General features: G+C 73.0%; 27 protein-coding genes and 1 pseudogene. 21 read left to right on the forward strand and 7 right to left on the reverse strand.

Annotated features, from left to right (window positions below; translation table 11 throughout):
• Positions 1-13: 13 nt before the first annotated feature.
• The gene (locus tag ABZ956_RS12290; RefSeq protein WP_361890945.1) at positions 14-838 is read right to left on the reverse strand and encodes a TIM barrel protein; all 825 of its coding nucleotides are present in this window, start codon (positions 836-838) and stop codon (positions 14-16) included.
• A gap of 107 nt (positions 839-945) precedes the next feature.
• Here ABZ956_RS12290 and ABZ956_RS12295 point away from each other — a divergent pair, with 107 nt between their 5' ends.
• The 8 genes from ABZ956_RS12295 (at position 946) to ABZ956_RS12330 (ending at position 7,992) form a co-directional block, all read left to right on the forward strand.
• On the forward strand, positions 946-1,206 hold the full coding sequence (locus tag ABZ956_RS12295) for a hypothetical protein (protein ID WP_361890948.1): 261 nt from the start codon (positions 946-948) through the stop codon (positions 1,204-1,206).
• A 44-nt stretch (positions 1,207-1,250) separates the two neighbouring features.
• Entirely contained in the window at positions 1,251-1,553 is a 303-nt protein-coding gene (locus ABZ956_RS12300; RefSeq protein WP_361891464.1) for a helix-turn-helix domain-containing protein, read from the forward strand.
• A gap of 121 nt (positions 1,554-1,674) precedes the next feature.
• A complete protein-coding gene (gene uraD, locus ABZ956_RS12305; RefSeq protein WP_361890951.1) occupies positions 1,675-2,211 on the forward strand; it encodes a 2-oxo-4-hydroxy-4-carboxy-5-ureidoimidazoline decarboxylase in 537 nt (178 codons plus the stop codon).
• Positions 2,208-2,561, forward strand: coding sequence for a hydroxyisourate hydrolase (uraH, locus tag ABZ956_RS12310; RefSeq protein ID WP_361890954.1), 354 nt, complete (start codon positions 2,208-2,210; stop codon positions 2,559-2,561). Before uraD ends, uraH begins: the two co-directional genes overlap by 4 nt.
• Before the next feature lie 4 nt (positions 2,562-2,565).
• Entirely contained in the window at positions 2,566-3,465 is a 900-nt protein-coding gene (pucL, locus tag ABZ956_RS12315) for a factor-independent urate hydroxylase (protein WP_361890957.1), read from the forward strand.
• Positions 3,466-3,492: 27 nt separating this feature from the next.
• Positions 3,493-4,881, forward strand: coding sequence for an 8-oxoguanine deaminase (locus ABZ956_RS12320; RefSeq protein WP_361890960.1), 1,389 nt, complete (start codon positions 3,493-3,495; stop codon positions 4,879-4,881).
• Between the two features lie 120 nt (positions 4,882-5,001).
• Positions 5,002-6,426: a nucleobase:cation symporter-2 family protein gene (locus ABZ956_RS12325; RefSeq protein ID WP_361890963.1), complete on the forward strand. Its 1,425-nt coding sequence runs from the start codon at positions 5,002-5,004 to the stop codon at positions 6,424-6,426.
• A gap of 114 nt (positions 6,427-6,540) precedes the next feature.
• Entirely contained in the window at positions 6,541-7,992 is a 1,452-nt protein-coding gene (locus ABZ956_RS12330; protein ID WP_361891467.1) for a YfcC family protein, read from the forward strand.
• A gap of 31 nt (positions 7,993-8,023) precedes the next feature.
• On the opposite strand, the gene aceB is transcribed toward ABZ956_RS12330, so the two are convergent.
• Both aceB and ABZ956_RS12340 read right to left on the reverse strand, forming a co-directional pair.
• Positions 8,024-9,622, reverse strand: coding sequence for a malate synthase A (gene aceB / locus ABZ956_RS12335; protein ID WP_361890966.1), 1,599 nt, complete (start codon positions 9,620-9,622; stop codon positions 8,024-8,026).
• 139 nt (positions 9,623-9,761) lie between these two features.
• A complete protein-coding gene (locus ABZ956_RS12340; RefSeq protein WP_361890969.1) occupies positions 9,762-10,388 on the reverse strand; it encodes a nucleotidyltransferase family protein in 627 nt (208 codons plus the stop codon).
• Between the two features lie 179 nt (positions 10,389-10,567).
• Here ABZ956_RS12340 and ABZ956_RS12345 point away from each other — a divergent pair, with 179 nt between their 5' ends.
• Complete coding sequence (locus tag ABZ956_RS12345) at positions 10,568-10,939, forward strand: DUF5955 family protein (RefSeq protein ID WP_361890971.1); 372 nt, start codon at positions 10,568-10,570, stop codon at positions 10,937-10,939.
• 62 nt (positions 10,940-11,001) lie between these two features.
• Here ABZ956_RS12345 and ABZ956_RS12350 read toward each other — a convergent pair whose 3' ends face one another.
• Positions 11,002-11,790 (reverse strand): IclR family transcriptional regulator, encoded by a 789-nt coding sequence (locus ABZ956_RS12350; protein WP_361890973.1) that lies wholly within the window; start codon positions 11,788-11,790, stop codon positions 11,002-11,004.
• Positions 11,791-12,016: 226 nt separating this feature from the next.
• Here ABZ956_RS12350 and allB point away from each other — a divergent pair, with 226 nt between their 5' ends.
• Both allB and alc read left to right on the forward strand, forming a co-directional pair.
• On the forward strand, positions 12,017-13,357 hold the full coding sequence (gene allB, locus ABZ956_RS12355; protein ID WP_361890976.1) for an allantoinase AllB: 1,341 nt from the start codon (positions 12,017-12,019) through the stop codon (positions 13,355-13,357).
• Entirely contained in the window at positions 13,354-14,532 is a 1,179-nt protein-coding gene (gene alc, locus ABZ956_RS12360) for an allantoicase (RefSeq protein ID WP_361890979.1), read from the forward strand. The genes allB and alc overlap by 4 nt, the downstream gene beginning before the upstream one ends.
• A gap of 25 nt (positions 14,533-14,557) precedes the next feature.
• Here the strand turns inward: alc and ABZ956_RS12365 are convergent, their stop codons facing one another.
• From ABZ956_RS12365 to ABZ956_RS12375, 3 genes are read right to left on the reverse strand one after another with little or no spacing between them, the layout of a single operon-like run.
• Positions 14,558-15,226 carry a transcriptional regulator gene (locus tag ABZ956_RS12365; RefSeq protein WP_361890982.1) on the reverse strand — a complete coding sequence of 223 codons (669 nt, stop codon included), beginning with the start codon at positions 15,224-15,226 and terminating at the stop codon, positions 14,558-14,560.
• Positions 15,227-15,249: 23 nt separating this feature from the next.
• Complete coding sequence (locus ABZ956_RS12370) at positions 15,250-15,390, reverse strand: DUF6126 family protein (protein ID WP_361890985.1); 141 nt, start codon at positions 15,388-15,390, stop codon at positions 15,250-15,252.
• Positions 15,387-15,995, reverse strand: coding sequence for an XRE family transcriptional regulator (locus ABZ956_RS12375; RefSeq protein ID WP_361890987.1), 609 nt, complete (start codon positions 15,993-15,995; stop codon positions 15,387-15,389). Before ABZ956_RS12375 ends, ABZ956_RS12370 begins: the two co-directional genes overlap by 4 nt.
• A gap of 174 nt (positions 15,996-16,169) precedes the next feature.
• On the opposite strand from ABZ956_RS12375, the gene ABZ956_RS12380 reads away from it, so the two are divergent.
• The 10 genes and pseudogenes from ABZ956_RS12380 to ABZ956_RS12425 all read left to right on the forward strand — a co-directional run bounded on the left by ABZ956_RS12380 (position 16,170) and on the right by ABZ956_RS12425 (position 26,329).
• The gene (locus ABZ956_RS12380) at positions 16,170-16,589 is read left to right on the forward strand and encodes a ribonuclease domain-containing protein (RefSeq protein ID WP_361890990.1); all 420 of its coding nucleotides are present in this window, start codon (positions 16,170-16,172) and stop codon (positions 16,587-16,589) included.
• Between the two features lie 235 nt (positions 16,590-16,824).
• Positions 16,825-17,459 (forward strand): annotated as a pseudogene (locus ABZ956_RS12385) (2-dehydro-3-deoxyphosphogluconate aldolase).
• A gap of 172 nt (positions 17,460-17,631) precedes the next feature.
• The gene (locus ABZ956_RS12390) at positions 17,632-18,864 is read left to right on the forward strand and encodes a cytochrome P450 (protein WP_361890993.1); all 1,233 of its coding nucleotides are present in this window, start codon (positions 17,632-17,634) and stop codon (positions 18,862-18,864) included.
• Between the two features lie 112 nt (positions 18,865-18,976).
• Positions 18,977-19,726, forward strand: a complete 750-nt coding sequence (locus ABZ956_RS12395; RefSeq protein WP_361890995.1) for a GntR family transcriptional regulator — start codon at positions 18,977-18,979, stop codon at positions 19,724-19,726.
• A 268-nt stretch (positions 19,727-19,994) separates the two neighbouring features.
• Positions 19,995-20,975 (forward strand): sugar ABC transporter substrate-binding protein, encoded by a 981-nt coding sequence (locus ABZ956_RS12400; protein WP_361890998.1) that lies wholly within the window; start codon positions 19,995-19,997, stop codon positions 20,973-20,975.
• On the forward strand, positions 20,972-22,024 hold the full coding sequence (locus ABZ956_RS12405; RefSeq protein WP_361891001.1) for an ABC transporter permease: 1,053 nt from the start codon (positions 20,972-20,974) through the stop codon (positions 22,022-22,024). Before ABZ956_RS12400 ends, ABZ956_RS12405 begins: the two co-directional genes overlap by 4 nt.
• Positions 22,021-22,848 carry an ATP-binding cassette domain-containing protein gene (locus tag ABZ956_RS12410; protein ID WP_361891004.1) on the forward strand — a complete coding sequence of 276 codons (828 nt, stop codon included), beginning with the start codon at positions 22,021-22,023 and terminating at the stop codon, positions 22,846-22,848. The genes ABZ956_RS12405 and ABZ956_RS12410 overlap by 4 nt, the downstream gene beginning before the upstream one ends.
• A gap of 203 nt (positions 22,849-23,051) precedes the next feature.
• On the forward strand, positions 23,052-24,173 hold the full coding sequence (locus ABZ956_RS12415) for an ROK family glucokinase (RefSeq protein ID WP_361891007.1): 1,122 nt from the start codon (positions 23,052-23,054) through the stop codon (positions 24,171-24,173).
• 5 nt (positions 24,174-24,178) lie between these two features.
• Positions 24,179-24,769: a hypothetical protein gene (locus ABZ956_RS12420; protein ID WP_361891010.1), complete on the forward strand. Its 591-nt coding sequence runs from the start codon at positions 24,179-24,181 to the stop codon at positions 24,767-24,769.
• Positions 24,770-24,805: 36 nt separating this feature from the next.
• Positions 24,806-26,329: an alpha/beta fold hydrolase gene (locus ABZ956_RS12425; RefSeq protein ID WP_361891013.1), complete on the forward strand. Its 1,524-nt coding sequence runs from the start codon at positions 24,806-24,808 to the stop codon at positions 26,327-26,329.
• Positions 26,330-26,375: the final 46 nt, after the last annotated feature.

Here is a 26,375-nt window from a genome sequence, read left to right on the forward strand (position 1 = left end):
GCGTCGGGTGGGGTCAGCGGCCGGTCAGCCAGCCGAAGCTGTCCGCGCTCGCGCCGGCGGGGCGGTATTCGAGGCCGGTCCAGCCGTCGTAGCCGGCCGCGCGGAGGCGGCCGAGCAGGGCGTCGACGTCGAGGCCGCCGGTGCCCGGCGCCCCGCGCCCGGGCGCGTCCGCGATCTGCACGTGCCCGGCGCTCGCGCCGTACCGGTCGATGACGGCCGACAGGTCCTCCCCGCCCACGGCCAGGTGGTACAGGTCCAGGAGCAGGCGTGCGTTGCCCAGCCCCGTCGCGGCGTTGACCTTGTCGACGACCGCCGCGGCGTCCGCGGCCGTCACGAGCGGATAGCGCGGCGATTCCAGCGCGTTGAGGGGTTCGACCAGCAGCACCGCCCCCACCCGGTCCGCGGCCCGCGCCGCCAGGGCGAGGTTCTCCAGCGCGAGGGCGTCCTGCACGCCGGGGTCCACCCCGTCGACGCGGTTGCCGTACAGCGCGTTGAGCGCCCGGCAGCCCACGGACCGGGCGAAGTCGGCGGCGACGTCGAGGTTGGCGCGGAAGCGCTCCGACTCGGCGCCCGGCACGGACAGCGCGCCCCGGTCGGGGCCGGGGAGGCGCCCGGCGTAGAAGTTGAGCCCCACGAGCCGGGTCCCGGCGCTGCTCAACGCGTCGGCGAGCGCGGTGAGTTCGTCATGCGGGGGTACGGGGGCGTCCGGCCATGGCCACCACAGCTCCACGGCGGTGAACCCGGCCGCGGCGGCCGCGGCGGGCCGCTCCAGCAGGGGCAACTCCGTGAAGAGCAGGGAGAGGTTCACATCGAATCGGTGATCGGAGAAGGCTGTCATGGGAGCCTCATTTCCGTATAGTGGAATATGAATTCCGTCCACAGGAAACGGTCCTCCGCTCCGACTCCCCCTGTCAAGGCCCGGCACCGCCGCAGTACGTTGACCGGGTGCGATTGAGAGTGGAGTTCACGACCGAGCCCTTCGACCTCGACGAGCCGCCGCCCCACGCCGTGGCGGCCCGCGAGGTCGTGCAGACCGCCGAGCTGGACGCCGTGGACGTCGGACCGTTCGGCAACACCGTCGAGGGCCGGGCGGCCGTCGTGCTGCCGGCCCTGGAGGCGCTGGTGCGCGCTTCGTTGGAGGCGGGCGCGACGCGCGTGTCGCTACAGGTCAACGTCGTCGACGAGGCGGCGGGGGACGGCGCGTGAGCGCCGACGCCTTCCGCGCCGCCGTCAAGCCGCTGGTCGACGCCATGGGCGGGCAATTGATCGAACCGGAGCAGGCCGGCGACGACGACGTCGTCCTGTCCTGGGAGGGGCGCGTGGTCGTCGCGGTGCGGCTCCCGCATCTGTCCGACTCGCTGGAACGCATCCTCGCCGACCTCGGGCGCCGGCACGGCAAGCCGCTGGCGGAGCTGGACCGTCGGACCAAGCAGACGGTCGTACGGAACCTGGAGGCGCGCGGCGCCTTCACGCTGCGGCACGGCGTGGAGACCGTCGCCGCCGCCCTCGGCGTCAGCCGCTTCACCATCTACAACTACCTCAACCGCGAGTAGCCCCGGGCGGGCGGGCCGGTCGCGCGGGCAGTTTTTCAACAAACTGTTGACGCGGTGTTCTTCAGGGCGTTAGCTATGCGCAGCTCATCCGAGCGCAGCGACAAGCGCCACGGAGGTTGCCGTGACTGCGAGTTCGACTCCGGGCCTCGCCCGGTTCAACGCGGCCGGGGAGCGCGCCGCCCGGTCCGCCCTGCACGAGATCTGCGCCAGCACCGCGTGGGCGGACGCCGTCCTCGCCGGGCGCCCCTACCGCGACGCGGAGGAACTGCTCACCGCCAGCGACGCCGCCGTGGCCGGCCTCGGCGCGGCGGACCTGGCCGAGGCCATGGCCGCGCACCCGCCCATCGGCCGGCCGGTCCCCGGCGACGCGGTCTCCGCCCGGGAACAGCGCGGCATGGCGGGCGCGCCCGAACGGCTCAGAGCCGCGATGTACGAACTCAACCTGGCCTACCAGGAGAAGTTCGGGCACGTCTTCCTGATCTGCGCCACCGGACTGACGGCCGAACAGATGTATGACGCCATCCGTAACAGGATCGACAACCCCCCGGAACGCGAGCACGAGATCGTTCGCGGGGAACTGGGAAGGATCAACCGCATCCGGCTGGCCGGGCTCGCCGTACGGCCCGTGCCCGCAGGGGAAGGAGCGGCCCGCACATGAGCACCGGGACGACCGCGTCGGTGTCCACGCACGTGCTGGACACCACCGCCGGACGCCCGGCCACCGGCGTCGCGGTGGAGCTGTCCGTACGCGACCGGAGCGGCTGGAGCGTGCTCGGCACGTCCACAACCGACACGGACGGGCGCTGCGCCGACCTGCCCGCGCTGCCGCCGGCGGGCACCCGTGCGCGCCTGCGCTTCGACGTCGAGCCCCACCTTTCCCCCCGGCGGGCCGGGGGCACGGCCTTCTTCCCGGAGGTGACGGTCACCTTCACCGTCGTCCCGGGCGAGCACTACCACGTGCCCCTGCTGCTCAGCCCGTTCGGCTACTCCGTATACCGAGGGAGCTAGCACCGTGATCCTTGGGCAGAACCAGTACGGCAAGGCCGAGAGCCGCGTCGTCAGAATCGTCCGCGACGGCGCCACGCACCACATCAAGGACCTCAACGTCTCCGTCGCCCTCTCCGGCGACATGGAAGAGGTCCACCTCTCCGGTTCCAACGCCAACGTCCTGACCACCGACGCCACCAAGAACACCGTCTTCGCCTTCGCCAAGGAACACGGCGTCGACTCCGCCGAGCAGTTCGGCATCCACCTGGCCCGGCACTTCGTGACCAGCCAGGCATCGATCCGCACCGCCCGCATCCGCGTCGAGGAGTACGCCTGGGAGCGCATCGCCGTCCCCGGGCCCAAGCAGCACTCCTTCGTCCGCCGCGACCAGGAGACCCGTACCGCCCAGATCACCTTCGACGACGGCGGCGCGTGGCAGATCGTCTCCGGGCTCAAGGACCTCGTCGTGCTGAACTCCACCGACTCGGAGTTCCACGGCTACGTCAAGGACCGCTACACCACCCTCCCCGAGACCCGCGACCGCATCCTCGCCACCGAGGTGAACGCCTGCTGGCGGCACGCGTGGACCGAAGAGACCGCGGGCGCCCGGCCCGTGGACTGGGACCGCTCCTACGCAGAAGCGCGCCGGCACCTGCTGTCCGCCTTCGCCGACACCTACTCGCTCTCACTGCAACAGACGCTCTACCAAATGGGCTCGCGCGTCATCGACCAGTGTCCCGGGATCGACGAGATACGGCTGTCCCTGCCCAACAAGCACCACTTCCTCGCCGACCTCGCGCCGTTCGGCCTCGAGAACGACAACGAGGTCTACTACGCGGCCGACCGCCCCTACGGCCTCATCGAGGCGACCATCCTGCGCGACGGCGCCGAAGCGGGCATACCGGCCGACCTGACGAACCTCTGAGGACGACCACGTAAGGACACCGCACCCATGCCAGCACCCCCCTCGGCCGCCCGCGTCGTCATCGAGAACTGCGCCGTCGCGACCGTCGACGCGCACGACACCGAGTACGAGCGCGGCCACATCGTCGTCAGCGGCGCCACCATCGAATCCGTAGGCCCCGGGCCCGCGCCCGCCGGCCTGACGGACGTCGTGCGCCGCGTCGACGGCACCGGGCACCTGGCCACCCCCGGCCTCGTCAACACCCACCACCACTTCTACCAGTGGCTCACCCGCGGCCTCGCCCAGGACGCCAACCTCTTCGACTGGCTCGTCGCCCTCTACCCCGTCTGGGCCCGCATCGACGAGCCGATGGTGTACGCGGCCGCACGCGGCTCCCTCGCCATGATGGTCCGCGGCGGCGTCACCACCGCCATGGACCACCACTACGTCTTCCCCCGCGGCGCCGGCGACCTCCTCGGCGCCGAGATCCGCGCGGCCCGCGAGATGGGCGTACGGTTCAGCCCCACCCGGGGCTCCATGGACCGAGGCCAGTCGGCGGGCGGACTGCCCCCGGACTTCGCCGTGGAGAGCACCGAGGCCGCGCTCCGCGCCACCGAGGAGGCCGTCGACACCTACCACGACCCCTCCTTCGGCTCGATGCTGCGCGTCGGCGTCGCCCCCTGCTCGCCGTTCTCCGTCTCCACCGAACTCCTGCGCGAATCCGCCGCGCTCGCCCGCCGCAAGGGCGTACGGCTGCACACCCACGGCTCGGAGACCGTGGAGGAGGAGCGGTTCTGCAAGGAACTGTTCGGCATGGGGCCGACGGACTACTTCGCCTCCACCGGCTGGCTCGGCGAGGACGTCTGGATGGCCCACTGCGTCCACATGAACGACACCGACGTCGAGACCTTCGCCCGCACCGGCACCGGGGTCGCGCACTGCCCCTCCTCCAACGCCCGGCTCGGCGCCGGCACCGCCCGCGTCCCCGCGATGCTGCGCGCCGGCGTACCCGTCGGCCTCGGCGTCGACGGCACCGCCTCCAACGAGTCCGGCGAACTCCACACCGAGCTGCGCAACGCCCTCCTCGTCCACCGGCTCGCCGGCGGCGAGAAGGCCCTGAACGTCCGTCAGGCGCTGCGGCTGGGCACCCACGGCGGCGCCCGCGTCCTGGGCCGGGCCGACGAGATCGGTTCGCTGGAGGCCGGCAAGCTCGCCGACCTGGTGCTGTGGAAGCTCGACGGCCTCGGCCACTCCACCATCGCCGACCCCGTCGCCGCCCTCGTCCTCGGCGCCCCCGCGCCCGTCACCCTCTCCCTCGTGGGCGGCGCCCCCGTCGTCGAGGACGGCCGGCTGGTCACCGCGGACGAGGACACCATCGCCCGTGAGGCCCGGGCCGAGGCCCGCCGCCTGGCGCGGATCGCGGCCGACGCCGGCTGAAGCGCCGGGCCTGCCGGACCCGCCGAGGGGGACGGCCCTCGGCGGCCGGGCCGGGGCGCGGGAATCCGCCCGCGCCCCGGCCCTTCTCCCGCCCCACCGACAGGAGGAACCGCCGTGGTCATGGTGCCCAGGCCCAGCAGACCGCCCACCGGCGGGCGGCGGCCGGCCGCCGCCGGGGACGGGGACGGCGGCGACGCCCATCCCGTGGACCGGCTGCCCCGGCCCGCGCAGTTGCTCACGGGCGGCTTCCAGCACGTGGCCGCCAGCTACGCCGGAGTGGTCGCCCCGCCGCTGGTCGTCGGCGCGTACGTCGGGCTCTCCCCGGTGGAGATCACCTTCCTGGTCGGGGCCAGCCTGTTCACCGCCGGCATCGCCACGCTCCTGCAGACCGTCGGGCTGTGGAAGGTCGGCGCCCGGCTGCCGTTCGTCAACGGCGTCTCCTTCGCCGGCGTCGCGCCGATGCTGGCCGTCGCCGACGCGCAGGCCGACCGCCGGGACGCCCTCCCCGTCATCTACGGCGCCGTCATCGTGGCCGGCGCGCTGGGCTTCCTGCTCGCCCCCTCCTTCTGCAAACTCGTCCGCTTCTTCCCACCCGTCGTCAGCGGCACCGTCATCACCCTCATCGGCATCACCCTCCTGCCCGTCTCCTTCGGCTGGATCCAGGGCGGCCACCCGGACCGCCCCGCCCCGCTCACCAACCTCGCCCTGGCCGGCGCGACCCTGGCCGTCGTGCTCGCCCTGCGCCGGCTGCTGAGGGGCTTCCTGCAGCAGATCGCGATCCTGCTCGGGCTGCTCGCCGGCACCCTGCTCGCCATCCCGGCCGGGGCCGTCGACACCACCGCCACCCGGCACGCCGCCCTCGTCGGCTTCCCCACCCCCTTCCACTTCGGCTCCCCGCACTTCGAGCTGTCGGCCATCGTCTCGATGTGCGTCCTGATGCTGGTGTGCATGACCGAGAGCACGGCCGACATGCTCGCCCTCGGCGAGATCGTCGACCGCGAGGCGGACGAGAAGGTCATCGCCGCCGGCCTGCGCGCCGACACCCTCGGCACCGCCCTCAGCCCGCTCTTCAACGGCTTCGCCAACAGCGCCTTCGCACAGAACATCGGCCTGGTCGCCCTCACCCGGGTCCGCAGCCGCTTCACCGTGGCCGCGTGCGGGCTGATGTTCGTCCTGCTGGGCCTGAGCCCGGTGTTCGCCTCCCTCATAGCCGTCGTGCCCCAGCCGGTGCTCGGCGGCGCGGGCATCGTCCTCTTCGGCACGGTCGCGGCCAGCGGCATCAACGTGCTGCGCACCGCCGGCCTCGACCAGGGCGACAACCTGCTGATCGCCGCCACCTCACTCGGCGTGGGCCTGGTCCCGGTGGTCTCCCGCACCTTCTACGACAACGCCGCCATCCCCGAGACCCTGAAGATCATCCTGGACTCGGGCGTCAGCGCCGGCTGCCTGACGGCCGTCGTGCTCAACCTGGCCTTCCATCACCTGGGGCGGGGCGCGCGCCTCGGCCACCGGGGCGCACCGCTGCGCCACAATCGGCATGAATGACACCCATTCGTACCGAAAGGTGCCGTCGTGGAGCAGCAACCGCCGGAGGCGAACCACGAGAAGGGGGGAAGCACCGAGGAGGAGAAGAAGCCCGGCTTCGTCTTCCCCAGTGCCCTGACCGTCCTCGTGGCGGTGACGCTGGCCGTCTGGGCGCTCACCTTCGTCATTCCCTCCGGCGTCTACGACCGCGACGCCGAGGGCGACCCGGTCCAGGGCACGTACCACCACGAATTCGCCCCCGGAGGGCTGACCCACCGGGTGGGCGACCTCTTCCTGGCGCCCGTCAACGGGCTCTACGGCGTCCGCGACCAGAAGACGGGCGAGGTGGCGCCGGACGCGGTCGGCGCGCTGTACGGCAGTGCCGGGGTCTTCCTCTTCGTCCTGGCGATCGGCGCGTTCATCACCGTCGTCTTCGCCACCGGCGCCCTCGACCGCGGCATCGAGCGGCTCGCCCACCGGCTCCGCGACCGCGGCGCGCTGCTCATCGCCGGCGTGATGATCGTCTTCTCGCTCCTGGGCACCGTGGAGGGCTTCGCGGAGGAGACGCTCGGCTTCTACGGGCTGCTGGTGCCGCTGATGCTGGCGCTCGGCTACGACCGGATGGTCGCCACCGGCACGATCATCCTCGGCGCGGGCATCGGCGTGCTCGCCTCCACCGTCAACCCGTTCGCCACCGGCGTCGCCTCCTCGGCCGCCGGGATCTCGCTGGGCGACGGCATCGTGCTGCGCTTCGCGATGTGGGTGGTGCTGACGGGGGTGACCATCGGCTACGTCGTGCGCTACGCGAGCAGGGTGCGGGCCGATCCGGGCCGTTCGCTGGTCGGCTTCCGGGAAGGGGACCGCGAGCTGGCCGCCCAGGCGGTCGAGCCGCCGGAGCTCACGGGCCTGCAGAAGGGCGTGCTCGTGATGGTCGCGCTGGTCTTCGCCTTCATGATCTTCTCGGTCATCCCCTGGGCGAGCGCGCTGTCGGGCAAGGCCGACGCCACCCCCTACACCTGGGAACTGGGCTGGTCCTTCGCGCAGTTGGCGGCCCTGTTCATCGTCGCGGCCGTGCTGGTCGGGCTGGTCGCCCGGCTGGGCGAGCAGAAGCTGAGCGCCACCGTCGTGCAGGGCGCGGCGGACTTCATCGCGCCCGCGCTCGTGATCGTCCTCGCCCGTGGCGTCACGGTCATCATGACCAACGCGAAGGTCATCGACACCGTGCTGCACGCCGTCGAGGGCGCGGTCTCCGGCACCCCGCCGGTGGCCTTCGCGATCCTGGTGTACGTCGTGAACCTGCCGCTGGCCTTCCTGATCCCCTCCACCTCCGGCCACGCCACCCTCGCGATGCCGATCCTGGCGCCGCTGGCGGAGTTCGCGGACGTCTCGCGCGCGGTGGTGGTCACGGCCTGGCAGGCGGCCAGCGGCTGGATGAACCTGTGGGTGCCGACCACCGCCGTGGTCGTCGGCGGGGTGTCGCTGGCGAAGGTCGGCTACGACCGCTATCTGCGGTTCGTCTGGCCGCTGCTGCTGATGCTGGCCGTGCTGATCTGCGGCTTCGTGGCGCTGGGCGCGGCCCTGACATGACGGGGGCCGCGCCCCATGGCCCCCGGCCGGATCAGTCGAGGAGCTCGTAGGCCGGCAGGGTGAGGAAGTCGGCGTAGTCCTCGTCGAGGGCGACCTTCAGCAGCAGGTCGTGGGCCTGCTGCCAGGCGCCGCTCTCCGTGCGGGCGGCCGCGAGCTCCTCGGCGGCGACCTCGCGGACCAGCTTGGCGGTGACCTTCTCGCCGGTGTCGAGGACGACGCCCGCGTCGACCCACTGCCAGATCTGCGAACGGGAGATCTCCGCCGTGGCCGCGTCCTCCATGAGGTTGAAGATGGCGACCGCGCCCAGCCCCCTCAGCCACGCCTCGATGTAGCGCAGGCCGACCTGGACGGCGTTGCGCAGCCCGGCGGCGGTCGGCGCGCCCTGGAGGGTGTCGACCGCGATGAGCTGATCGGCCGTCACCTCGACGTCCTCGCGCAGCCGGTCCTTCTGGTGCGGCCGCTCGCCCAGCACCGCGTCGAAGCAGGCGCGCGCGACCGGGACCAGATCGGGGTGGGCGACCCAGGAGCCGTCGAAGCCGTCCCCCGCCTCCCGGTTCTTGTCGGCGCGGACCTTCTCCAGGGCGACCTCGTTGACCGCGGGGTCCCTGCGGGAGGGGATGAACGCGGCCATGCCGCCGATGGCGTGGGCGCCGCGCTTGTGACAGGTGCGCACCAGCAGCTCGGTGTACGCGCGCATGAACGGGGCCGTCATGGTCACGGCGTTGCGGTCGGGGAGGACGAACTTCTCCCCGCCGTCACGGAAGTTCTTGATGAGGGAGAAGAGGTAGTCCCAGCGGCCCGCGTTGAGCCCCGAGGCATGCTCGCGCAGCTCGAAGAGGATCTCCTCCATCTCGTAGGCGGCGGTGATCGTCTCGATGAGCACGGTGGCGCGGACCGTGCCCCGCGCCACGCCCACGTACTCCTGCGCGAAGACGAAGACCTCGTTCCACAGCCGGGCCTCGAGGTGCGACTCGGTCTTGGGGAGGTAGAAGTACGGCCCCTTGCCCAGGTCGAGCAGGCGCCGGGCGTTGTGGAAGAAGTAGAGGCCGAAGTCGGCGAGGGCGCCGGGCAGGGGGCGGCCGTCGACGGTGATGTGCCGCTCGTCCAGGTGCCAGCCGCGCGGGCGCATGACGACCGTGGCGAGCTCCGCGGCGGGCCTCAGCGCGTACGTCCTGCCCTCGGGCGAGGTGAAGTCGATGCGGCGCTCGTAGGCGTCGATGAGGTTGAGCTGGCCGCTGACGACGTTGTGCCAGGTGGGGGAGGAGGCGTCCTCGAAGTCGGCGAGCCAGACGCGGGCGCCGGAGTTGAGGGCGTTGATCGTCATCTTGCGGTCGTCGGCGGGGCCGGTGATCTCCACGCGCCGGTCCTCCAGCGCGGCGGGGGCGGGCGCCACCCGCCAGTCGGGGTCGGCGCGGACGTGGGCGGTCTCCGGGAGGAAGTCCAGCCGGCCGGTACGGGCGATCTCCGCGCGGCGCGCGGCACGGCGGGCCAGCAACGCGTCGCGGCGCGGGGTGAACCGGTGGTGCAGGGCGGCGAGAAAGGCGAGCGCCTCCTCGGTGAGCACTTCCTCCTGCCGCTCCACGTGCGGGGCCTCGACGACGGCCAGCGGGGACGGCGCTGGTGCGGACATGGGCTTCTCACTCCTTCAGCGGGCGGTGCGTCGCCCGGCGGGCCGCCGGGGTGGACCGGTCACGGCAGGGGCACATCGGCATGGCACACGGTGCCGCGTGCAGTGGAGACTATTTTCCTCATGGTGGAAGTTCAAGGGCTCATTCCAGCAACCCGAGCGCCTCCGGGGTGTCGATGTCGTCCGGCGCCGCGACGTCCGAGCACTCCACGAGCACGACGGCACCGGCGTGTTGACGCAGGTACGCCCGCGCCCCCCGGTCGCCGGTGGCCGCCCGGGCCACCCCTGCCCAGTGCTCCCGCCCGAACACCACCGGATGCCCGCGCTCGCCCCCGTACGCCGCCGCCACCAGCTCCGCCCCCTCCCGGCGCGCGGCCAGTACCCGCGCCACCGCCCGTGCGCCGATGCGCGGTTGGTCGACCAGCATCACCAGCGCCGCCGACGCTTCCGTGGCGGCCAGGGACGCGAGACCGGCCCGCAGGGACGAGCCCATGCCCTCGGCCCAGCGCGGGTTGTCCACCAGGACCGTTGCTCCCGGGAGCGGGCCGAGCCGCTCCCGTACCCGCGCCGCCTCCGCACCCAGCACCACGTGCACCGAGGCGCAGCCGCCCTCGTGCATCTCCCGCATCACGCGCTCCACCAGGAGCCCGCCGTCGCCGCACTCCAGCAGCGCCTTGGGGCGCCCGCCCAGCCGCCGTCCGCCACCCGCCGCCAGCAACAGGCCCGCCACCGGAGCCCGTTTCGCACTCGTGTCCGTCACAGCTGCCATAGCCCCTGCTTACCGCATGCGTGACCTGATGTGCGCCGGACGTCAGTTCGTCACTCGTACGTGAACACGCGGCCTGAATTTCGCTGTGCGTGTGGCGCGTCGCACGGAAAGTGGCGTTAACTGATCCGCGCGAGCGAGCGTGTGGGAGGGGGAGAGTCGTGGCGGAAGGCGCCGTTGTGGTGGCAGAGGAGCGAGCGGACCGTTTCGGCGAAGAGCCGGATCCGAGAGCGGGCGAGCTGGGCGCGGCGGTGTCCCGGCTGCGCCGGGCGCTGGCCGGGCATCCCGCCGTCTTACCGGACAGGGACGCGGCCGAGGACGAACTGGCCGCCCTGGACGCGATGGCGCGCGCCGGCGCGACGGACGTCTCCCGGCTGCGCCGTTCGCTGCTGCTGGTGGCCGGCGCGGTGGGTTCCGTCAGCGCCCTGGCCCCCGCCCTCGGTGACGTGCGCGCGGCGGTCGACCGCTTCGGCGGACTGCCGGGCGAAGCGCCGGAGGGCGTGCCGGACGGCGCGTCCGGTGCGGGCCTGCCGCGCCCCCGTGAGGGCGGCTGACGCCCGCCCGGTTCAGGCGGAGTCAGAGGGAGTCAGAGGGAGTCAGAGGGAGTCAGAGGGAGTCAGAGGGAGGGCGTCGTGCCCGCGAGCGTGACGGACAGCTCCGCGGCGACCTCCCGCAGCAGTGGGACGATCCGCTCCGTGGCGGCCTCCGTGACCCGGCCCGCAGGGCCGGAGACGGAAATGGCCGCCGAAGTGGGGGAGTCGGGCACGGGGACCGCGAGGCAGCGCACCCCGATCTCCTGCTCGTTGTCGTCCATCGCGAAGCCCGCCTCGCGCACCCGGGCCAGCTCCTCCAGGAAGCCGTCGGGCGTGGTGATCGTCTTCTCGGTCGCGGCCGGCATGCCCGTACGGGCCAGGAGGGCGCGGACCTCGTCGTCGGGCGACTGGGCGAGCAACGCCTTGCCCACGCCCGTGGAGTGCGGCAGCACGCGCCGGCCGACCTCGGTGAACATCCGCACCGAGTGCCGCGAGGGCACCTGCGCCACGTACACGACCTCGTCGCCGTCCATCAGGGCCATGTTGGCGGTCTCGCCGGTCTCGTCCACCAGCCGGGCCAGGTGTGGGCGGGCCCAGGTGCCCAGCAGCCGGGCGGAGCTCTCGCCGAGCCGGATCAGCCGGGGACCGAGGGCGTAGCGCCGGTTGGGCTGCTGGCGGACGTAGCCGCAGGCCACCAGCGTGCGCATCAGCCGGTGGATGGTGGGCAGCGGCAGCCCGCTGCTCGCCGACAGCTCGCTCAGGCCGACCTCGCCGCCGGCGTCGGCCATCCGTTCGAGCAGGTCGAAGGCGCGCTCGAGGGACTGGACGCCACCGCTGGCCGGGGCGGTTCGGGGCTCGGCGGACGGGGGCACGGCGCTCCTTCCGGGAGGGGTGGCATGGGGCGGAAGCAGCCTACCGGCCCCCGCTGCCGGACCATGCCGGTTTCTGTTGCGTGAAATCGGCATTCCGTGCAGTGAAAGGGTCTTGACGGGCGTGGGCGGCGACTGAAGACTGCCCGCAGGGTTCGTTCAACAGATCGTTGAAGTTCAGGAATTGACGAATCCACGGTGTGTGATGCGGCTGTCGGGAGGTCACGGCGTGGACCGGAACGTGGAGCTGATCCTGCGATCGACACGGGTCGTCGTACCCGAGGGCATCCGCCCCGCGGCCGTCGCCGTGACCGGCGGGCGGATCGCCGCCGTCCTGCCGCACGGGGATGCGGCCCCGCCCGGTGCCGTCGTCGAGGATTTCGGGGACGACGTGCTGCTGCCCGGGCTCGTCGACACCCACGTCCATGTGAACGACCCCGGCCGCAGCGAGTGGGAGGGCTTTCGCAGCGCCACCCGTGCCGCGGCCGCCGGAGGCGTCACCACCCTCGTCGACATGCCCCTCAACAGCCTCCCGCCCACCACCACCGTGGCCGGCCTGCGCGCCAAGCGGGCCGCCGCCCGCGCCGGCGCGCACACCGACGTCGGCTTCTGGGGCGGCGCGCTGCCCACCAACCTCGCCGACCTGCGGCCGCTGCACGACGCCGGGGTCTTCGGCTTCAAGTCCTTCCTCTCGCCCTCCGGCGTCGAGGAGTTCCCGCACCTGGGCCGGGCCGACCTCGAGGCCGTGGCCCGGGAGATCGCCGCCCTCGGCGGCCTGCTGATCGTGCACGCCGAGGACCCGCACCACCTTGAGGACGCCCCGCGGGCCGGCGGCACGCGCTACGCCGACTTCCTCGCCTCCCGCCCCCGAGCCGCCGAGAACGAGGCCGTCGGCGCGCTCCTGGCCGCCGCCCGCCGGCACGGCACGCGCGTCCATGTCCTGCACCTGTCCAGCGCCGACGCGCTGCCCGCGCTGGCCGCCGCCCGGGCCGGGGGCCTGCCCGTCACCGTCGAGACCTGCCCGCACTTCCTGACCCTGACCGCCGAGGAAGTGCCCGACGGGGCCACCGAGTTCAAGTGCTGCCCGCCCATCCGCGAGGCGGCCAACCAGGAAGCGCTCTGGGCCGGGCTGGCCGAGGGGACCATCGACTGCGTGGTCTCCGACCACTCGCCCTGCACGGCCGACCTCAAGGTCCCCGACTTCGCCAGGGCGTGGGGCGGCATCTCCTCCCTCCAGCTGGGCCTGCCCGCCGTGTGGACCGCCGCCCGGCGGCGCGGGCACACCCTGCACGACGTGGCCCGCTGGATGGCGGGCGGCCCCGCCGCCCTGGCGGGCCTGGCCGCCAAGGGCGCCATCGCACCGGGAAAGGACGCCGACTTCGCCGTCCTCGCCCCCGACGAGACCTTCACCGTCGACCCCGCCGCGCTCCACCACCGCAACCCCGTCACGGCCTACGCGGGCCGGACCCTGCACGGGGTCGTACGGTCCACCTGGCTGCGCGGCCGCAAGATCGCCGACCACGGCACCCCCCTGACCGAGCCCACCGGCCGACTCCTGGAGCGCGCATGAGCACGAGCGGCATATCCGGCACCTCCGCATCCCCCGTCACCCCCTCCCGCACCGGGGACACCTCCTTCACCGGCGCCGCCGAGCCCTACGCCGGCGGCGACCCCTACGCCGACTACCGTCGAGCACCCTCCTCCTGCTCGTCCTTCACCCGCCTGCCCGACCTCGCCGACCGGCGGCTCGGCGCCTCCGTGATCGCCGCCAGCGACGAGTTCTTCGCCGAGCGCGAGAACCTCATCGAGCCGGGCCCCGCCCGCTTCGACCCCGGACACTTCGGGCACAAGGGCAAGGTCATGGACGGCTGGGAGACCCGCCGCCGGCGCGGCACCTGCGCCGAGCGCCCGCACCCCACGGACGAGGACCACGACTGGGCGCTGATCCGGCTCGGCGTCCCCGGCGTCGTCCACGGCATCGTCGTCGACACCGCCCACTTCCGGGGCAACCACCCCCAGGCCGTCAGCGTCGAGGCCACCGCGCTGCCCGGCTCCCCGTCGCCGCAGGACCTGCTCGCCGCCGACGTGCCGTGGACGCCCCTCGTCCCGCGCACCCCCGTCGGCGGCCACGCCGCCAACGGCTTCCCCGTCGAGTGCCGGCAGCGCTTCACCCACCTGCGGCTCAACCAGCACCCCGACGGCGGCATCGCCCGGCTGCGCGTCCACGGCGAGGCGGCCCCCGACCCGGTCTGGCTCGCGGCGCTGGGCACCTTCGACCTCGCCGCCCTGGAGAACGGCGGGCATGTGGAGGACGCCTCCGACCGCTTCTTCTCCTCCCCGGCCAACAGCATCCACCCCGGCCGCTCCCGCAAGATGGACGACGGCTGGGAGACGCGCCGCCGCCGCGACACGGGCCACGACTGGGTGCGCTACCGCCTCACCGGCCACTGCGTGCCGCGGGCCGTCGAGATCGACACCGGCTGCTACAAGGGCAACGCGGCGGGCTGGGCGGCCCTGTCCGTGCTCGACGCCACCACGGGCGCCGACCCCGCCGACCACACCACGGGCTGGAGCGAGCTGCTGCCGCGCACCCGCCTGCAGCCCGACACCGTCCACCGCTTCCCGCTGGCCGGGGCCCCCACCGCCACGCACGTACGGATCGACATCTTCCCCGACGGGGGCATCGCCCGCCTGCGCGTCCACGGCTCGCTGACCGAGGAGGGCGCCGCACGGCTGCGGCGCTGACGGCGCCGGTGGGCCGGGGCCGGCCTCAGGCCGCGGGCACCGCGGCCAGCGTGTTCCAGAACATCGACTCGTACTCCTGCAGCAGCCGGCCGTAGCGGTGCGCCGACCGCTCCGACAGCCGGCCGTCCAGCAGCCCCTCCGCCACCGCCGCCAGCGCCTTCTCCGTGAGCTGCGGATCGGGCCCGGCGAAGAAGTCGAAGAAGCCGCACGCCTCGTCGTCGAAGCCGTAGTGGGCGCGCAGCGCCTCGCCGACCGTGGCGCAGTAGCCGCCCCACGCGGCGAAGTTGGCGGTGAGCGCCACCACCGCGTCCACCGGCTCGGCGCCCAGGGCCAGCCAGGCGACGTACGCCGGGTAGGTCTGGCAGCCGGCCCGCGGCTCATGGGCCCGTACCGCCTCCTCGTCCAGCCCGCAGGCGGCCGCGAGCGGCGGCAGCAGGCCGAGCGCGAGGCTCTCGCCATGGGCCAGGTGGGCGAAGAAGTGGGCGACGGCGCTGTGGTGCCGGCCGGTCGCGCGCGCCGCGAGGTGCTCGAAGCTGCGGCCGTCGGCGGCGATGACGTGGTGCTGCTCCAGGGCGAGGGCGGCGACGGCCGCCCGTGGCGCCCGGCCCGCGGCGATCAGGGGGACGAGGCGGTTGGAGCCGGGCGGGAGGCTGCGGACGGCGTCGTCGAGGACGTCCCGGGCGGTACGGGCCATGCGGCCAGGGTATCCACGGGCCGCTACTTCGCCCCGCCGAGATAGAAGAGGAGGAAGAAGAAGGCCACGATGAAGTGGACGGCGACGAGGTAGATGAAGACCCGGACCGTCATGCCCATCGGGGCCCGGTCCTCTTCCACGTAGTCCTTCGCGTTGTCGCTCATGGCATTGCCCTCCGGGTCGGTGCCGGGCCACCGAGACACAACTCGGCGGCGCCGCTCTGCATCAGCGTGTGCATGAACAGCAGATCCACTCCCTCGCGCGAGGCGGCCGCGATGCGGTGAGGGGTGAGGGAGTCGAAGTGGGCGGCGTCCCCCGCGTCGAGCAGATGGGTGCTCTCGCCGAGGGTCAGCCGCAGCCGCCCGCCGGTGACGTAGAGCCACTCCTCGCCCGGGTGCACCCGCACGAGCTCCTCCTGGACGCCCGGGCCCTGCGGCACGTGCAGCCGCAGCGCCTGCATGGCCCGCCCCGAGCCGCCGGCCCGCCAGTACGTCCAGCCGCCCGCCTCCTGCGCCTCCATGCGGTCCGCGCGTACGATCGGATCGCGCTCCTCGGGCAATTCGCCCAGCAGGTCGGATACGGTCGTCCCGTACGTGCGCGCCAGCGCCAGCAGCATCGGCAGCGAGGGGGTCCGCTGCCCGGTCTCCAGCCGGGAGAGGTGGGCGGGCGAGAGCCCGACCCGCGCCGCGGCGGCTTCCAGCGTCAGCCCGCCGCGCTTGCGCAGGGCGCGCAACTGTGGGGCCACGGCGGGCAGATCGTCTGCACTCATGCGTCCGGTATAGCCCGGTCCTGCCTCTGGGGCAAAAGTTTTGCCTCCTGGGCAAGTTTCTGGGCCCGTTACCCCCAGTACCCCCCGTTCCGGCGGCCGCTCGCGGTTAACGTCAGGAAAACATCAAGGATTGGCGTTGACATGACATGCGCTACGCGCGTCATGCTGGTCGTCATGACAACCCCCCATCGTCTGGCCCGTTTCGCGGCCCTCGCCGCCCTGGCCTCCACGCTCCTGGTCGGCGGCCCCGCCGTCGCCGCCACGCCGACCGCCGCCGGGACGTCGGCCGTGCTCGCGTCCGCCGCGCCCGTCGGCGACATCTGCTACTCCGACCTGCCGTCCCAGGCCCACGACACCCTGCGCCTGATCGACAAGGGCGGCCCGTACCCGTACCCGAAGGACGGCACGGTCTTCTCCAACCGCGAGGGCGTCCTGCCCAAGCAGGCCGGCGGCTACTACCACGAGTACACCGTCAAGACCCCGGGCTCCCCGGACCGCGGCGCCCGCCGGATCGTCACCGGCGAGAAGACCCACGAGGACTACTACACCGCGGACCACTACAAGACCTTCGACCTGGTCGACTTCTCCTGCTGAGCACGCACGGTGTCGTCCACCGGCCGCCGGTAGCACCGGTGGCGACGGGTCCCGCCTCCTTCCACGGGGGCGGGACCCTTTGCCGTAGGGGTGCGGGCATGGCATTCCCGCCACGGCGCGCCGCACCTCGTCGCGGTCGCCGCCGTCGGGCCGGGGCCGATTGTCAGTGGCTCCCGCTACCGTTTTGGTGAGGCACGACCACACCCACGCACTTCGAGAAGGGCGGCGAACTTCCGTGTACCGGTGGGAGATCACCCGGGCCGCGCTGGCCCAGCGCGTCGTGCCCAGGTCCGTGGCGACAGCTACGACCAGGCCGCGACGACGGCCGGCACCCTGCTCTCCGCCGGGATCACGAGCCTGGAGATATCCCTGACGACCCCCTTCGCCCTGGAGGCCGTCACCACGCTCTCCCGCGAGGTCGGCGAGGAGGGCATCATCGGCGCCGGAGCGGTCCTGGACGCGCCCTCCGCCCGGATGGCCATCGACGCCGGCGCCCGCTTCCTGGCCTCGCCCTGCCTCGACGCCGGCGTCATCCGCACCGGCCACCGCTACGGCGTACCGGTCTTCCCGGGCGTCGCGACGCCGACCGAGCTGGTGCGCGCCCTGGAGCTGGGCGCCGACGCGCTCAAGCTCTTCCCCGCCGTGGGCCGGCACCCCGACTGGCTCGGCGCGGTGCGGGCCGAGCTGCCGCAGGCGGCGCTGGTGCCCAGCGGTGGGATATCCGTCGACAGCGCCCCCGACTGGATCGCGGCCGGCGCCGTGGCCTGCGGCCTCGGCTCCGAACTCTCCGAGGGCGACCGGGACTCGGTGGCCAAGCGCGCCGGGGAGCTGCTCGGCCGGCTGGCGGAGGCCGGTCGGCGCCGCGGCTGAACGCCGCCTCCAACTCCCGGAGGGGAAGCGGCCTTTGGCCTCCTCCTCACGGCCGATGCCCATGACCGTACGCCGCCGTATGGTGAAGGAGCGACCGACGGGCGACCGCACGCATCCTTCCCGCACGCGATGCCCGTCCTCGAGCGATCTTCGATGACCAGGGGGTAGCGCCATGGGAGCCACGACGGACACGTGCGGCGGCATAGCGGACACGGGCGGCGGCATAGTCGATCTGGCGGCGATGGGCGCCGAGTTCGCCCGCGACCCGTACAGCGTCTACGCGAGGCTGCGCGAGCAGGGGCCGGTGCACCGGGTGCGGATGCCCGAGGGTGCGATGTGCTGGCTCGTGGTCGGCTACGACGAGGTGCGGGCCACGTTCAACGATCCGCGGCTGTCGAAGGACTGGGAACGGGCCTCGGACGACCTCGGCCTGCCACGGATCGCCTCCGGGCCGCACATGCTGATCGTCGACCCGCCGCACCACGGCCGCCTGCGCAAGCTCGTCGCCAGTCAGTTCACCGCGCGGCGCGTCGAGGCCCTGGCCCCGCGCGTCCAGGAGCTCACCGACGGCCTCCTGGACGCGATGCTCGCCGCCCCGGACCGCCGCGCCGACCTCGTCGACGCCCTTGCCTTCCCCCTGCCCATCAGCGTCATCTGCGAACTCCTGGGCGTCCCGGACCTCGACCGGCAGTCCTTCCGCCAATGGTCGAACACCGCCATCGGCTCCGCCCCCTCCCCGGTGAAGGCCCAGGCGGCCGCCCACATCGCCGCCTACCTCGCCGAGCTGGTCGCCGCCAAGCGCGAGCGGCCCGGCGAGGACCTGCTGAGCGCCCTGATCCGCACCACGGACGACGACGGCGACCGGCTCTCGCCCGAGGAGCTCCTCGGCATGGCGTGGGTCCTGCTGGTCGCCGGCCACGAGACGACCGTCAACCTCATCTCCAACGGCGTCCTCGCGCTGCTCCGCCACCCCGGGCAGCTCGCCGACCTGCGGGCCGACTTCGGGCTGCTCGACAACGCCGTCGAGGAGATGCTGCGCTACGACGGGCCGGTGGAGACCGCCACGTACCGCTTCACCACCGAGCCCGTCGAGATCGGCGGCACGGTGGTGCCGGGCGGCGGCGAGCTCGTGCTCCCCGTCATCGCCGACGCCGACCACGACCCGGCCCGCTTCCCCGACCCCGGCCGCTTCGACATCCACCGCGACGCCCGCGGTCACGTCGCCTTCGGCCACGGCATCCACTACTGCGTCGGCGCCCCGCTGGCCCGGCTGGAGGCGAAGATCGTCATCCGCTCGCTCCTGGAGCGCTGCCCGGACCTCGCCCTGGACGCCCACCCGGCGGCCCTGACCTGGCGCGAGGGCCTGCTGATGCGGGGCCCGCACCGCCTGCCCGTCCGGTTCTAGCCGGGCGGCGCGACCGACGGGACCAGCGGGACCAGCGGGACCAGCCCACATATGTCAGGACAACCGGACCTCCGGACTTCCCGTCATCAGGTCCCGGGGCTACGCTCCCCCCGTGGCGAAGCACCAACCCCTCCAGTTCTCCCTCGACCGCAGCAGCCCGGTCCCGCTGTACTTCCAGCTGTCCCAGCAGCTGGAGGCCGCCATCGAGCGCGGCGAGCTCGCCCCCGGCAGCCTGCTCGGCAACGAGATCGAGCTCGCCGGGCGGCTGGGCCTGTCCCGGCCCACGGTCCGCCAGGCCATCCAGTCGCTGGTCGACAAGGGCCTGCTCGTGCGCCGCCGCGGCGTGGGCACCCAGGTCGTGCACAGCCAGGTCAGGCGGCCGCTGGAGCTGAGCAGCCTCTACGACGACCTGGAGGCGGCCGGCCAGCGGCCCGCCACCCGGGTGCTGCGCCACGCCGTCGAGCCCGCCACCGCACACGTCGCCGCCGCGCTCGGGGTCGCCGAGGGCGCCGACGTGGTGGTCGTCGAGCGGCTGCGCCTCTCGCACGGCGAGCCCATGGCGCGGCTGACCAACCACCTGCCGGCCGGCCTGCTCGACCTGGAGGACGAGACGCTGGAGGAGACCGGCCTCTACCGCCTGATGCGCCTCGCCGGCATCACGCTGCACAGCGCCCGGCAGACCGTCGGCGCGCGCGCCGCCACCGCCGCCGAGGGCGAGCTGCTGGCCGAGCCGGAGGGCGCGCCGCTGCTGACGATGGAGCGGACGACCTTCGACGACACGGGCCGTGCGGTGGAGTTCGGCTCGCATCTGTACCGTGCCTCCCGGTACTCCTTCGACTTCCAGCTCCTGGCACGCCCGTGACGGTGGGCCGAACTGTCAGGGCATAAGAATGTACTGACAAAGTCTTGACGTGGTGTGTCGCCCGCCACTACAAATCCACCCACAGAGGAACGACGCGCGACGAACAAGGAATGCAGCCCCGCACGGCACCGCCGACGCCCCGGCCGACAGCGGTGACGGATGGTGACGGATACTTGGGCGGTTGGGTCTGTGATCGGGCCCGGCCGCACCGTGACAGACAGTGGAAGGGCAAGTCCTCGTGGCAAGGGTTCGGACAGGCGTACGTGCGGTGAGCGCCGTGCTGGCAGCGGTGCTCGGCGCCACACTGGCGGGGTGCAGCAGCACGGGCGGCAAGCGCGCCGAGGAGCGGGCCGCCAAGGCCGCCCAGGGGCGTGCCGCGGTCGACACCCCCCGGTGGACCTTCGCGATGGTCACCCACTCGGGCGATGGTGACACCTTCTGGGACATCGTCCAGGCCGGTGCCAAGCAGGCGGCCGCCAAGGACAACATCAAGTTCCTCTACGCCCATGACGTCGAGGGGAACAAGCAGGCGCAGAACGTCCAGGCCATGATCGACCAGAAGGTCGACGGCCTGATCGTCACGCTCGCCAAGCCCGACGCCATGAAGGACGTCGTCGCCAAGGCGAAGAAGGCCGGCATTCCGGTGATCACCGTGAACTCGGGCTCCGAGAAGTCCAAGGAGTTCGGGGCGCTCACCCACATCGGCCAGGACGAGACCATCGCCGGCGAGGCCGTCGGCGAGCAGCTCAACCAGCGCGGGAAGAAGAAGGCCGTCTGCGTCCTGCACGAGCAGGGCAACGTCGGCCACGAGCAGCGCTGCGACGGCGTGAAGAAGTCCTTCAAGGGCGACCTGCAGAACCTCTACGTCGAGGGCACCAACATGCCCAACGTGCAGTCGTCCATCGAGGCGAAGCTGCAGTCCGACAAGGACATCGACGCGGTCGTCACCCTCGGCGCGCCCTTCGCTCCCACCGCCGTCAAGGCCGCCGAGCAGGCCGGCAGCAAGGCGGAGGTCGACACCTTCGACCTCAACGCCAAGGTCGCCGAGGCCCTCCAGGCCGGCACCCTGGGCTTCGCCGTCGACCAGGACCCCTACCTCCAGGGCTACGAGGCGGTCGACCTGCTGTGGCTCTACCGCTACAACCGCGACATGCTCGGCGGCGGCCGCCCGGTCCTGACCGGACCGCAGATCGTCACCAAGGACGACGCGAAGACCCTGGCCGAGTACACCAAGCGGGGCACGCGATGAGCGCGCCCGCGACAGCCCCCGTCCAGGACGCGCCCGACGAGCGCATCGTGAGCCGCTCCTACCTGCGGCGCATGCTCGGCCGCCCGGAGCTGGGCGCGGTCGTCGGCGCCGCCGCCGTCTTCGTCTTCTTCTCGTTCGTGGCCGAAAGCTTCCTGCAGGCTTCCAGCCTGTCCACCGTGCTCTACGCGTCCTCGACGATCGGCATCATGGCCGTACCGGTGGCGCTGCTGATGATCGGCGGGGAGTTCGACCTGTCGACCGGCGTCATGGTGACGACCTCGGCCCTGGTCTCGTCGATGTTCAGCTACCAGATGACGGCGAACGTCTGGGTGGGCGTGGGGGTCTCCCTCCTCACCACCCTGGCGATCGGCTTCTTCAACGGCTTCATGCTGACGCGCACCAAGCTGCCGAGCTTCATCATCACGCTCGGCACGTTCCTGATGCTGACGGGCCTCAACCTGGGCTTCACCAAGCTCATCAGCGGCACGGTCTCCACCAAGACCATCGGGGACATGGAGGGCTTCGAGTCCGCCCGCAAGGTGTTCGCCTCCCATCTGACGATCGGCGGGGTGGACCTCCAGGTCACGATCCTGTGGTGGTTCGCCCTCGTGGCCCTGGCCACCTGGGTCCTGCTCCGCACCCGCGTGGGCAACTGGATCTTCGCGGTCGGCGGCGGCGCGGACGCGGCCCGCGCGGTCGGCGTCCCCGTCAACCGCACCAAGATCGGCCTGTACATGGCCGTGGCCTTCTGCGCCTGGATCTCGGGCCAGCACCTGCTCATGTCCTACGACGTCGTCCAGTCGGGCGAGGGCGTCGGCAACGAGTTCCTCTACATCATCGCGGCCGTCATCGGCGGCTGCCTGATGACCGGCGGCTACGGCTCGGCCATCGGGTCCGCGGTCGGCGCGTTCATCTTCGGCATGACCAGCAAGGGCATCGTGTACGCGCAGTGGAACCCGGACTGGTTCAAGTTCTTCCTCGGCGCCATGCTGCTCCTGGCGACCCTGCTGAACGCCTGGGTCCGTAAGCGCGCGGAGGCGACCAAGTGAGTGCTCTCGTCAAGCTCACGGACGTGAGCAAGTACTACGGCAACATCCGCGCGCTCGAGGGCGTCTCCCTGGAGGTCCACGGCGGCGAGATCACCTGTGTGCTGGGCGACAACGGAGCCGGCAAGTCCACCCTGATCAAGATCATCGCGGGGCTGCACCAGCACGACGCGGGCTCCTTCGAGATCGAGGGCGAGGAGGCGAGGCTCGCCTCGCCCCGGGAGGCCCTGGGCCGCGGCATCGCCACGGTCTACCAGGACCTCGCGGTCGTGCCCCTCATGCCGGTGTGGCGCAACTTCTTCCTCGGCTCGGAGCCCACGACGGGCGTGGGCCCCTTCAGGCGCCTCGACGTCCAGCGGATGCGCGAGACGACCCGTGCGGAGCTGCTGCGCATGGGCATCGACCTGCGCGACGTCGACCAGCCCATCGGCACGCTCTCCGGCGGTGAGCGCCAGTGCGTGGCGATCGCCCGCGCCGTCTACTTCGGCGCGAAGGTGCTCGTCCTGGACGAGCCCACCGCGGCGCTCGGCGTCAAGCAGTCGGGCGTGGTCCTCAAGTACGTCGCCGCCGCCCGCGACGCGGGCCTGGGCGTGGTCTTGATCACGCACAACCCGCACCACGCGTACCTCGTCGGTGACCGCTTCGTGCTGCTCAAGCGCGGGGCGATGGCGGGCAGCCACACGAAGGCGGAGATCGCCCTCGACGAGCTCACGCGGCAGATGGCGGGCGGCAGTGAGCTCGACCAGCTCAGCCACGAGCTGGAGCGGGCGCCCGGTCCCGATGTCATCGGGGGCAAGCCGGTGGACGCCGCGGGGGGCGGCGACTGACGGCGTTCCTTGCCCGGCGCCGGGGGCGCCGTCCTCACCAGCGCCGTTGTGCGACGCACCGGGCTGGTGAGGCACAATCGGCGACGACCGTAGATACGAGGCCCCGGCCTCCTGAGACCACTGCAGGGACATCGACTCGTGCGAGCACGCACCGGCAGCGCCCGTAGAACCGCCAGGCCCCACGCAGTGGTGGAGGTGTCGCGATGAGCATGTACCGCGAGCGGGTATACCGGGGCACCGGAAGAGCGACCGTGCTGCGCACGGCCGGCACGCGCGAGCGTCGCTCGCACCTCACCGCGCCCCGCGTCCCCACCGTCGGCATCGACATCGGCGGCACCAAGGTCATGGCGGGCGTCGTCGACGCCGACGGCAACATCCTGGAGAAGCTCCGTACGGAGACCCCGGACAAGTCCAAGAGCCCCAAGGTCGTCGAGGACACCATCACCGAGCTGGTCCTCGACCTCTCCGACCGCCACGACGTCCACGCCGTCGGCATCGGCGCCGCGGGCTGGGTCGACGCCGACCGCAACCGCGTCCTGTTCGCCCCGCACCTGTCCTGGCGCAACGAGCCGCTGCGCGACCGGCTCGCCGGCCGCCTCGCCGTCCCGGTCATGGTCGACAACGACGCCAACACCGCCGCCTGGGCGGAGTGGCGCTTCGGCGCGGGCCGGGGCGAGGACCACCTCGTCATGATCACCCTGGGTACCGGCATCGGCGGCGCCATCCTCGAGGACGGCCAGGTCAAGCGGGGCAAGTTCGGCGTCGCCGGCGAGTTCGGCCACATGCAGGTCGTCCCCGGCGGCCACCGCTGCCCCTGCGGCAACCGCGGCTGCTGGGAGCAGTACAGCTCCGGCAACGCCCTGGTCCGCGAGGCCCGTGAGCTGGCCGCGGCGGAGTCCCCGGTCGCCTACGGGATCATCGACCGCGTCGGCGGCAACATCCCCGAGATCACCGGTCCGCTGATCACGGAGCTGGCCCGCGAGGGCGACGCCATGTGCGTCGAGCTCCTCCAGGACATCGGCCAGTGGCTCGGCGTGGGCATCGCCAACCTCGCCGCCGCCCTCGACCCCTCGTGCTTCGTCATCGGCGGTGGCGTCAGCGCCGCCGACGACCTGCTGATCGGCCCCGCCCGGGACGCGTTCCGCCGCCACCTCACCGGTCGCGGCTACCGCCCGGAGGCCCGCATCGTCAAGGCGCAGCTGGGCCCCGAGGCCGGCATGGTCGGCGCCGCCGACCTGGCCCGCCTCGTCGCCCGCCGCTTCCGCCGCGCCAACCGGCGCCGCGTCGAGCGCTACGAGCGGTACGCACGGGCGGGCCGGGGATGAGCATCATGGAACACAGCGCACGCACCGCCCCCGCGGAGGAACCCGACGGCGCGAACGGCGGCCGGGGCGACGGCCCCGGCGGCCGTCGCACGAGCCGCCGCTGGGTCAAGCCCATCGTCGTCCTCCTGCTCATCGCCATCCCCGCCGGCTACCTCTACATCTCCGCGATGCAGAGCCGCAGCGGCAGCACCACCAAGCGGGAAGAGGCCGTCGCCAAGGGGCTGGAGGAGGGCTGGCCCTCCAAGGTCCAGCGCCGCATCTACGGCATGACGGTGCCGGCCTACGCCACCGACGTCGCCCACTACGAGACCAACTCCTGGCGCTCCAGCTCGCTGTACCTGCAGTTCACGACCACGCGCAAGAAGTTCGACAAGTGGCTGAAGCAGGTCGGCACCAGCCCCGCCGCGCTCCAGGACGGCCGGATCACCATCGACGAGGACGAGGCGGCGACGGTCGGCTGGGAATTCGGCAGCGGTCACCACTGGAAGGGCACGGTCCGCGAGCAGGACAAGCCCAAGCCGAACTTTCAGATCACCGCCAACATGGACAACCCGGACCGCCCCGAGGTCTTCGTCATCTCCACCACCACCCCCTGAACCGGGTCCGCCGGCACGGCGGATAGCGTGACGCGGGTGAGCGAGCAGCAGACCCCTTCTCTCCAGTCCCTCCAGCCCCTCCAGCACCGGTTCGACGGCCCCGAGGACGGCCCCGTCCTCGTCCTCGGCCCCGCCCTGGGCACCACCTGGCACATGTGGGACCGGCAGATACCGGAGCTGACCCGGCACTGGCGCGTCCTGCGCTTCGATCTGCCCGGGCACGGTGGCGCCCCGGCCCAGCCCGCCGCCACCGTCGGCGAGCTCGCCGACCGGCTGCTGGCCACCCTGGACCGGCTCGGCATCGAGCGCTTCGGCTACGTGGGTTGCTGCGTCTCCGGGGCCATCGGCACCGACCTCGCCCTGCGCCACCCGCACCGGCTCGCCTCCCTGGCCGTGGTCGGCTCCGCCGCGCACTTCGGCTCCGCCGACGCCTGGGGGCCGCGTGCCGGCGAGGTCCGCGCGAACGGGCTGGAGCCGGTGGCCCGGTCGGCGCCCGAGCGCTGGTTCACCTCCGCCTTCGCGGGCGCCCAGCCCGCGATCGTGGACTGGGCCGTCCAGATGGTCCGGACGACCGACCTCCACAGCTACGCCGCCGCCTGCGAGGCCCTCGCCGCCTTCGACGCACGGCCCGGACTGGGCCGCGTCGTCGCCCCCACGCTCGTGATCGTCGGCGCCGAGGACCAGGTGACCCCCGCCGCCGAGGCCCGGGTGCTGGTCGCCGGCATCCACGACGCCCGCCTGGCCGTGGTGCCCGCGGCCAGGCACCTCACGCCGGTCGAGCAGCCGGCGGCCGTGACCGATCTGCTGGTCCGCCACTTCTCGGCCCCTTGGCAGCCGGCCTCGGCCGCCGCTCCCGCTCCCGCTCCCGCCCCCGGGCCTCAGCCATCCGGGCCGGGCGTGCCGGCCGGGGCCTTCGGGGCGCCCCAGCCCGCTGCCGCAACCGCTTCCCCGTCCGCCGCGCCTCAGCCGTCCGTGGCGGCCGGCCCCTTCGGGGCGCCGCAGCCTGCCGCCGCCGAGCCGCAGCCCACGCCGGCCCCGGAGCCGGCGCCGAAGGCCGCTTCTGCGGACTCCGCCTTCGGCGCGCCCGCCGCCGTCCCGCCCGCCGTTCCGGTGCCCGCGGGTGCCAACCCGTACGCGACCCCGCAGGACGCGAACCCTTACGCGGCCACCCCGGCGGACCCGGACGCCGACGCGCACGCGACGGGCCTCCGGGTCCGTCGTGAGGTGCTCGGCGAGGAGGGCGGGAGCGGGCCCGGGCCGAAGGGGTTCGGCGCGGAGTACGACGACTTCGTCACCCGCGTGGCATGGGGCGGCACATGGGCGCGGCCCGGGCTCGACCGGCGCACGCGCTTCCTCCTGACCCTGACCGCCCTCACCACGGCCGGCCACCTCGACGAGCTGGCCCGTTACCTCCGGGCCGCCCTGCGCGACGGCGTCACCGCCGACGAGGTCAAGGAAACGTTGCTGCACACCGCCCTCTACTGCGGTCTGCCGGCGGCGGGCGCCGCCTTCGCGGTGGCCGAGCGCGTCGTCGCGGCGGAGGGCGGCGACGCGCGATAGGGCGTGGCGGCGCGCGGACGCGGCGCGGGGGCGCGTAGCAAGATGG

Source organism: Streptomyces sp. NPDC046261 (assembly GCF_040646235.1).
GTDB lineage: Bacteria > Actinomycetota > Actinomycetes > Streptomycetales > Streptomycetaceae > Streptomyces.

What these genes read in the sequence shown, in the direction of transcription:
- ABZ956_RS12290 (WP_361890945.1), bottom strand. Translation starts at nt 838, where the DNA reads ATGACAGCCTTCTCCGATCACCGATTCGATGTGAACCTCTCCCTGCTC.
- ABZ956_RS12300 (WP_361891464.1), top strand. Translation starts at nt 1,251, where the DNA reads ATGGGCGGGCAATTGATCGAACCGGAGCAGGCCGGCGACGACGACGTC.
- uraH (WP_361890954.1), top strand. Translation starts at nt 2,208, where the DNA reads ATGAGCACCGGGACGACCGCGTCGGTGTCCACGCACGTGCTGGACACC.
- ABZ956_RS12320 (WP_361890960.1), top strand. Translation starts at nt 3,493, where the DNA reads ATGCCAGCACCCCCCTCGGCCGCCCGCGTCGTCATCGAGAACTGCGCC.
- ABZ956_RS12325 (WP_361890963.1), top strand. Translation starts at nt 5,002, where the DNA reads ATGGTGCCCAGGCCCAGCAGACCGCCCACCGGCGGGCGGCGGCCGGCC.
- aceB (WP_361890966.1), bottom strand. Translation starts at nt 9,622, where the DNA reads ATGTCCGCACCAGCGCCGTCCCCGCTGGCCGTCGTCGAGGCCCCGCAC.
- ABZ956_RS12340 (WP_361890969.1), bottom strand. Translation starts at nt 10,388, where the DNA reads ATGGCAGCTGTGACGGACACGAGTGCGAAACGGGCTCCGGTGGCGGGC.
- alc (WP_361890979.1), top strand. Translation starts at nt 13,354, where the DNA reads ATGAGCACGAGCGGCATATCCGGCACCTCCGCATCCCCCGTCACCCCC.
- ABZ956_RS12365 (WP_361890982.1), bottom strand. Translation starts at nt 15,226, where the DNA reads ATGGCCCGTACCGCCCGGGACGTCCTCGACGACGCCGTCCGCAGCCTC.
- ABZ956_RS12370 (WP_361890985.1), bottom strand. Translation starts at nt 15,390, where the DNA reads ATGAGCGACAACGCGAAGGACTACGTGGAAGAGGACCGGGCCCCGATG.
- ABZ956_RS12375 (WP_361890987.1), bottom strand. Translation starts at nt 15,995, where the DNA reads ATGAGTGCAGACGATCTGCCCGCCGTGGCCCCACAGTTGCGCGCCCTG.
- ABZ956_RS12380 (WP_361890990.1), top strand. Translation starts at nt 16,170, where the DNA reads ATGACAACCCCCCATCGTCTGGCCCGTTTCGCGGCCCTCGCCGCCCTG.
- ABZ956_RS12390 (WP_361890993.1), top strand. Translation starts at nt 17,632, where the DNA reads ATGGGAGCCACGACGGACACGTGCGGCGGCATAGCGGACACGGGCGGC.
- ABZ956_RS12405 (WP_361891001.1), top strand. Translation starts at nt 20,972, where the DNA reads ATGAGCGCGCCCGCGACAGCCCCCGTCCAGGACGCGCCCGACGAGCGC.
- ABZ956_RS12415 (WP_361891007.1), top strand. Translation starts at nt 23,052, where the DNA reads ATGAGCATGTACCGCGAGCGGGTATACCGGGGCACCGGAAGAGCGACC.
- ABZ956_RS12420 (WP_361891010.1), top strand. Translation starts at nt 24,179, where the DNA reads ATGGAACACAGCGCACGCACCGCCCCCGCGGAGGAACCCGACGGCGCG.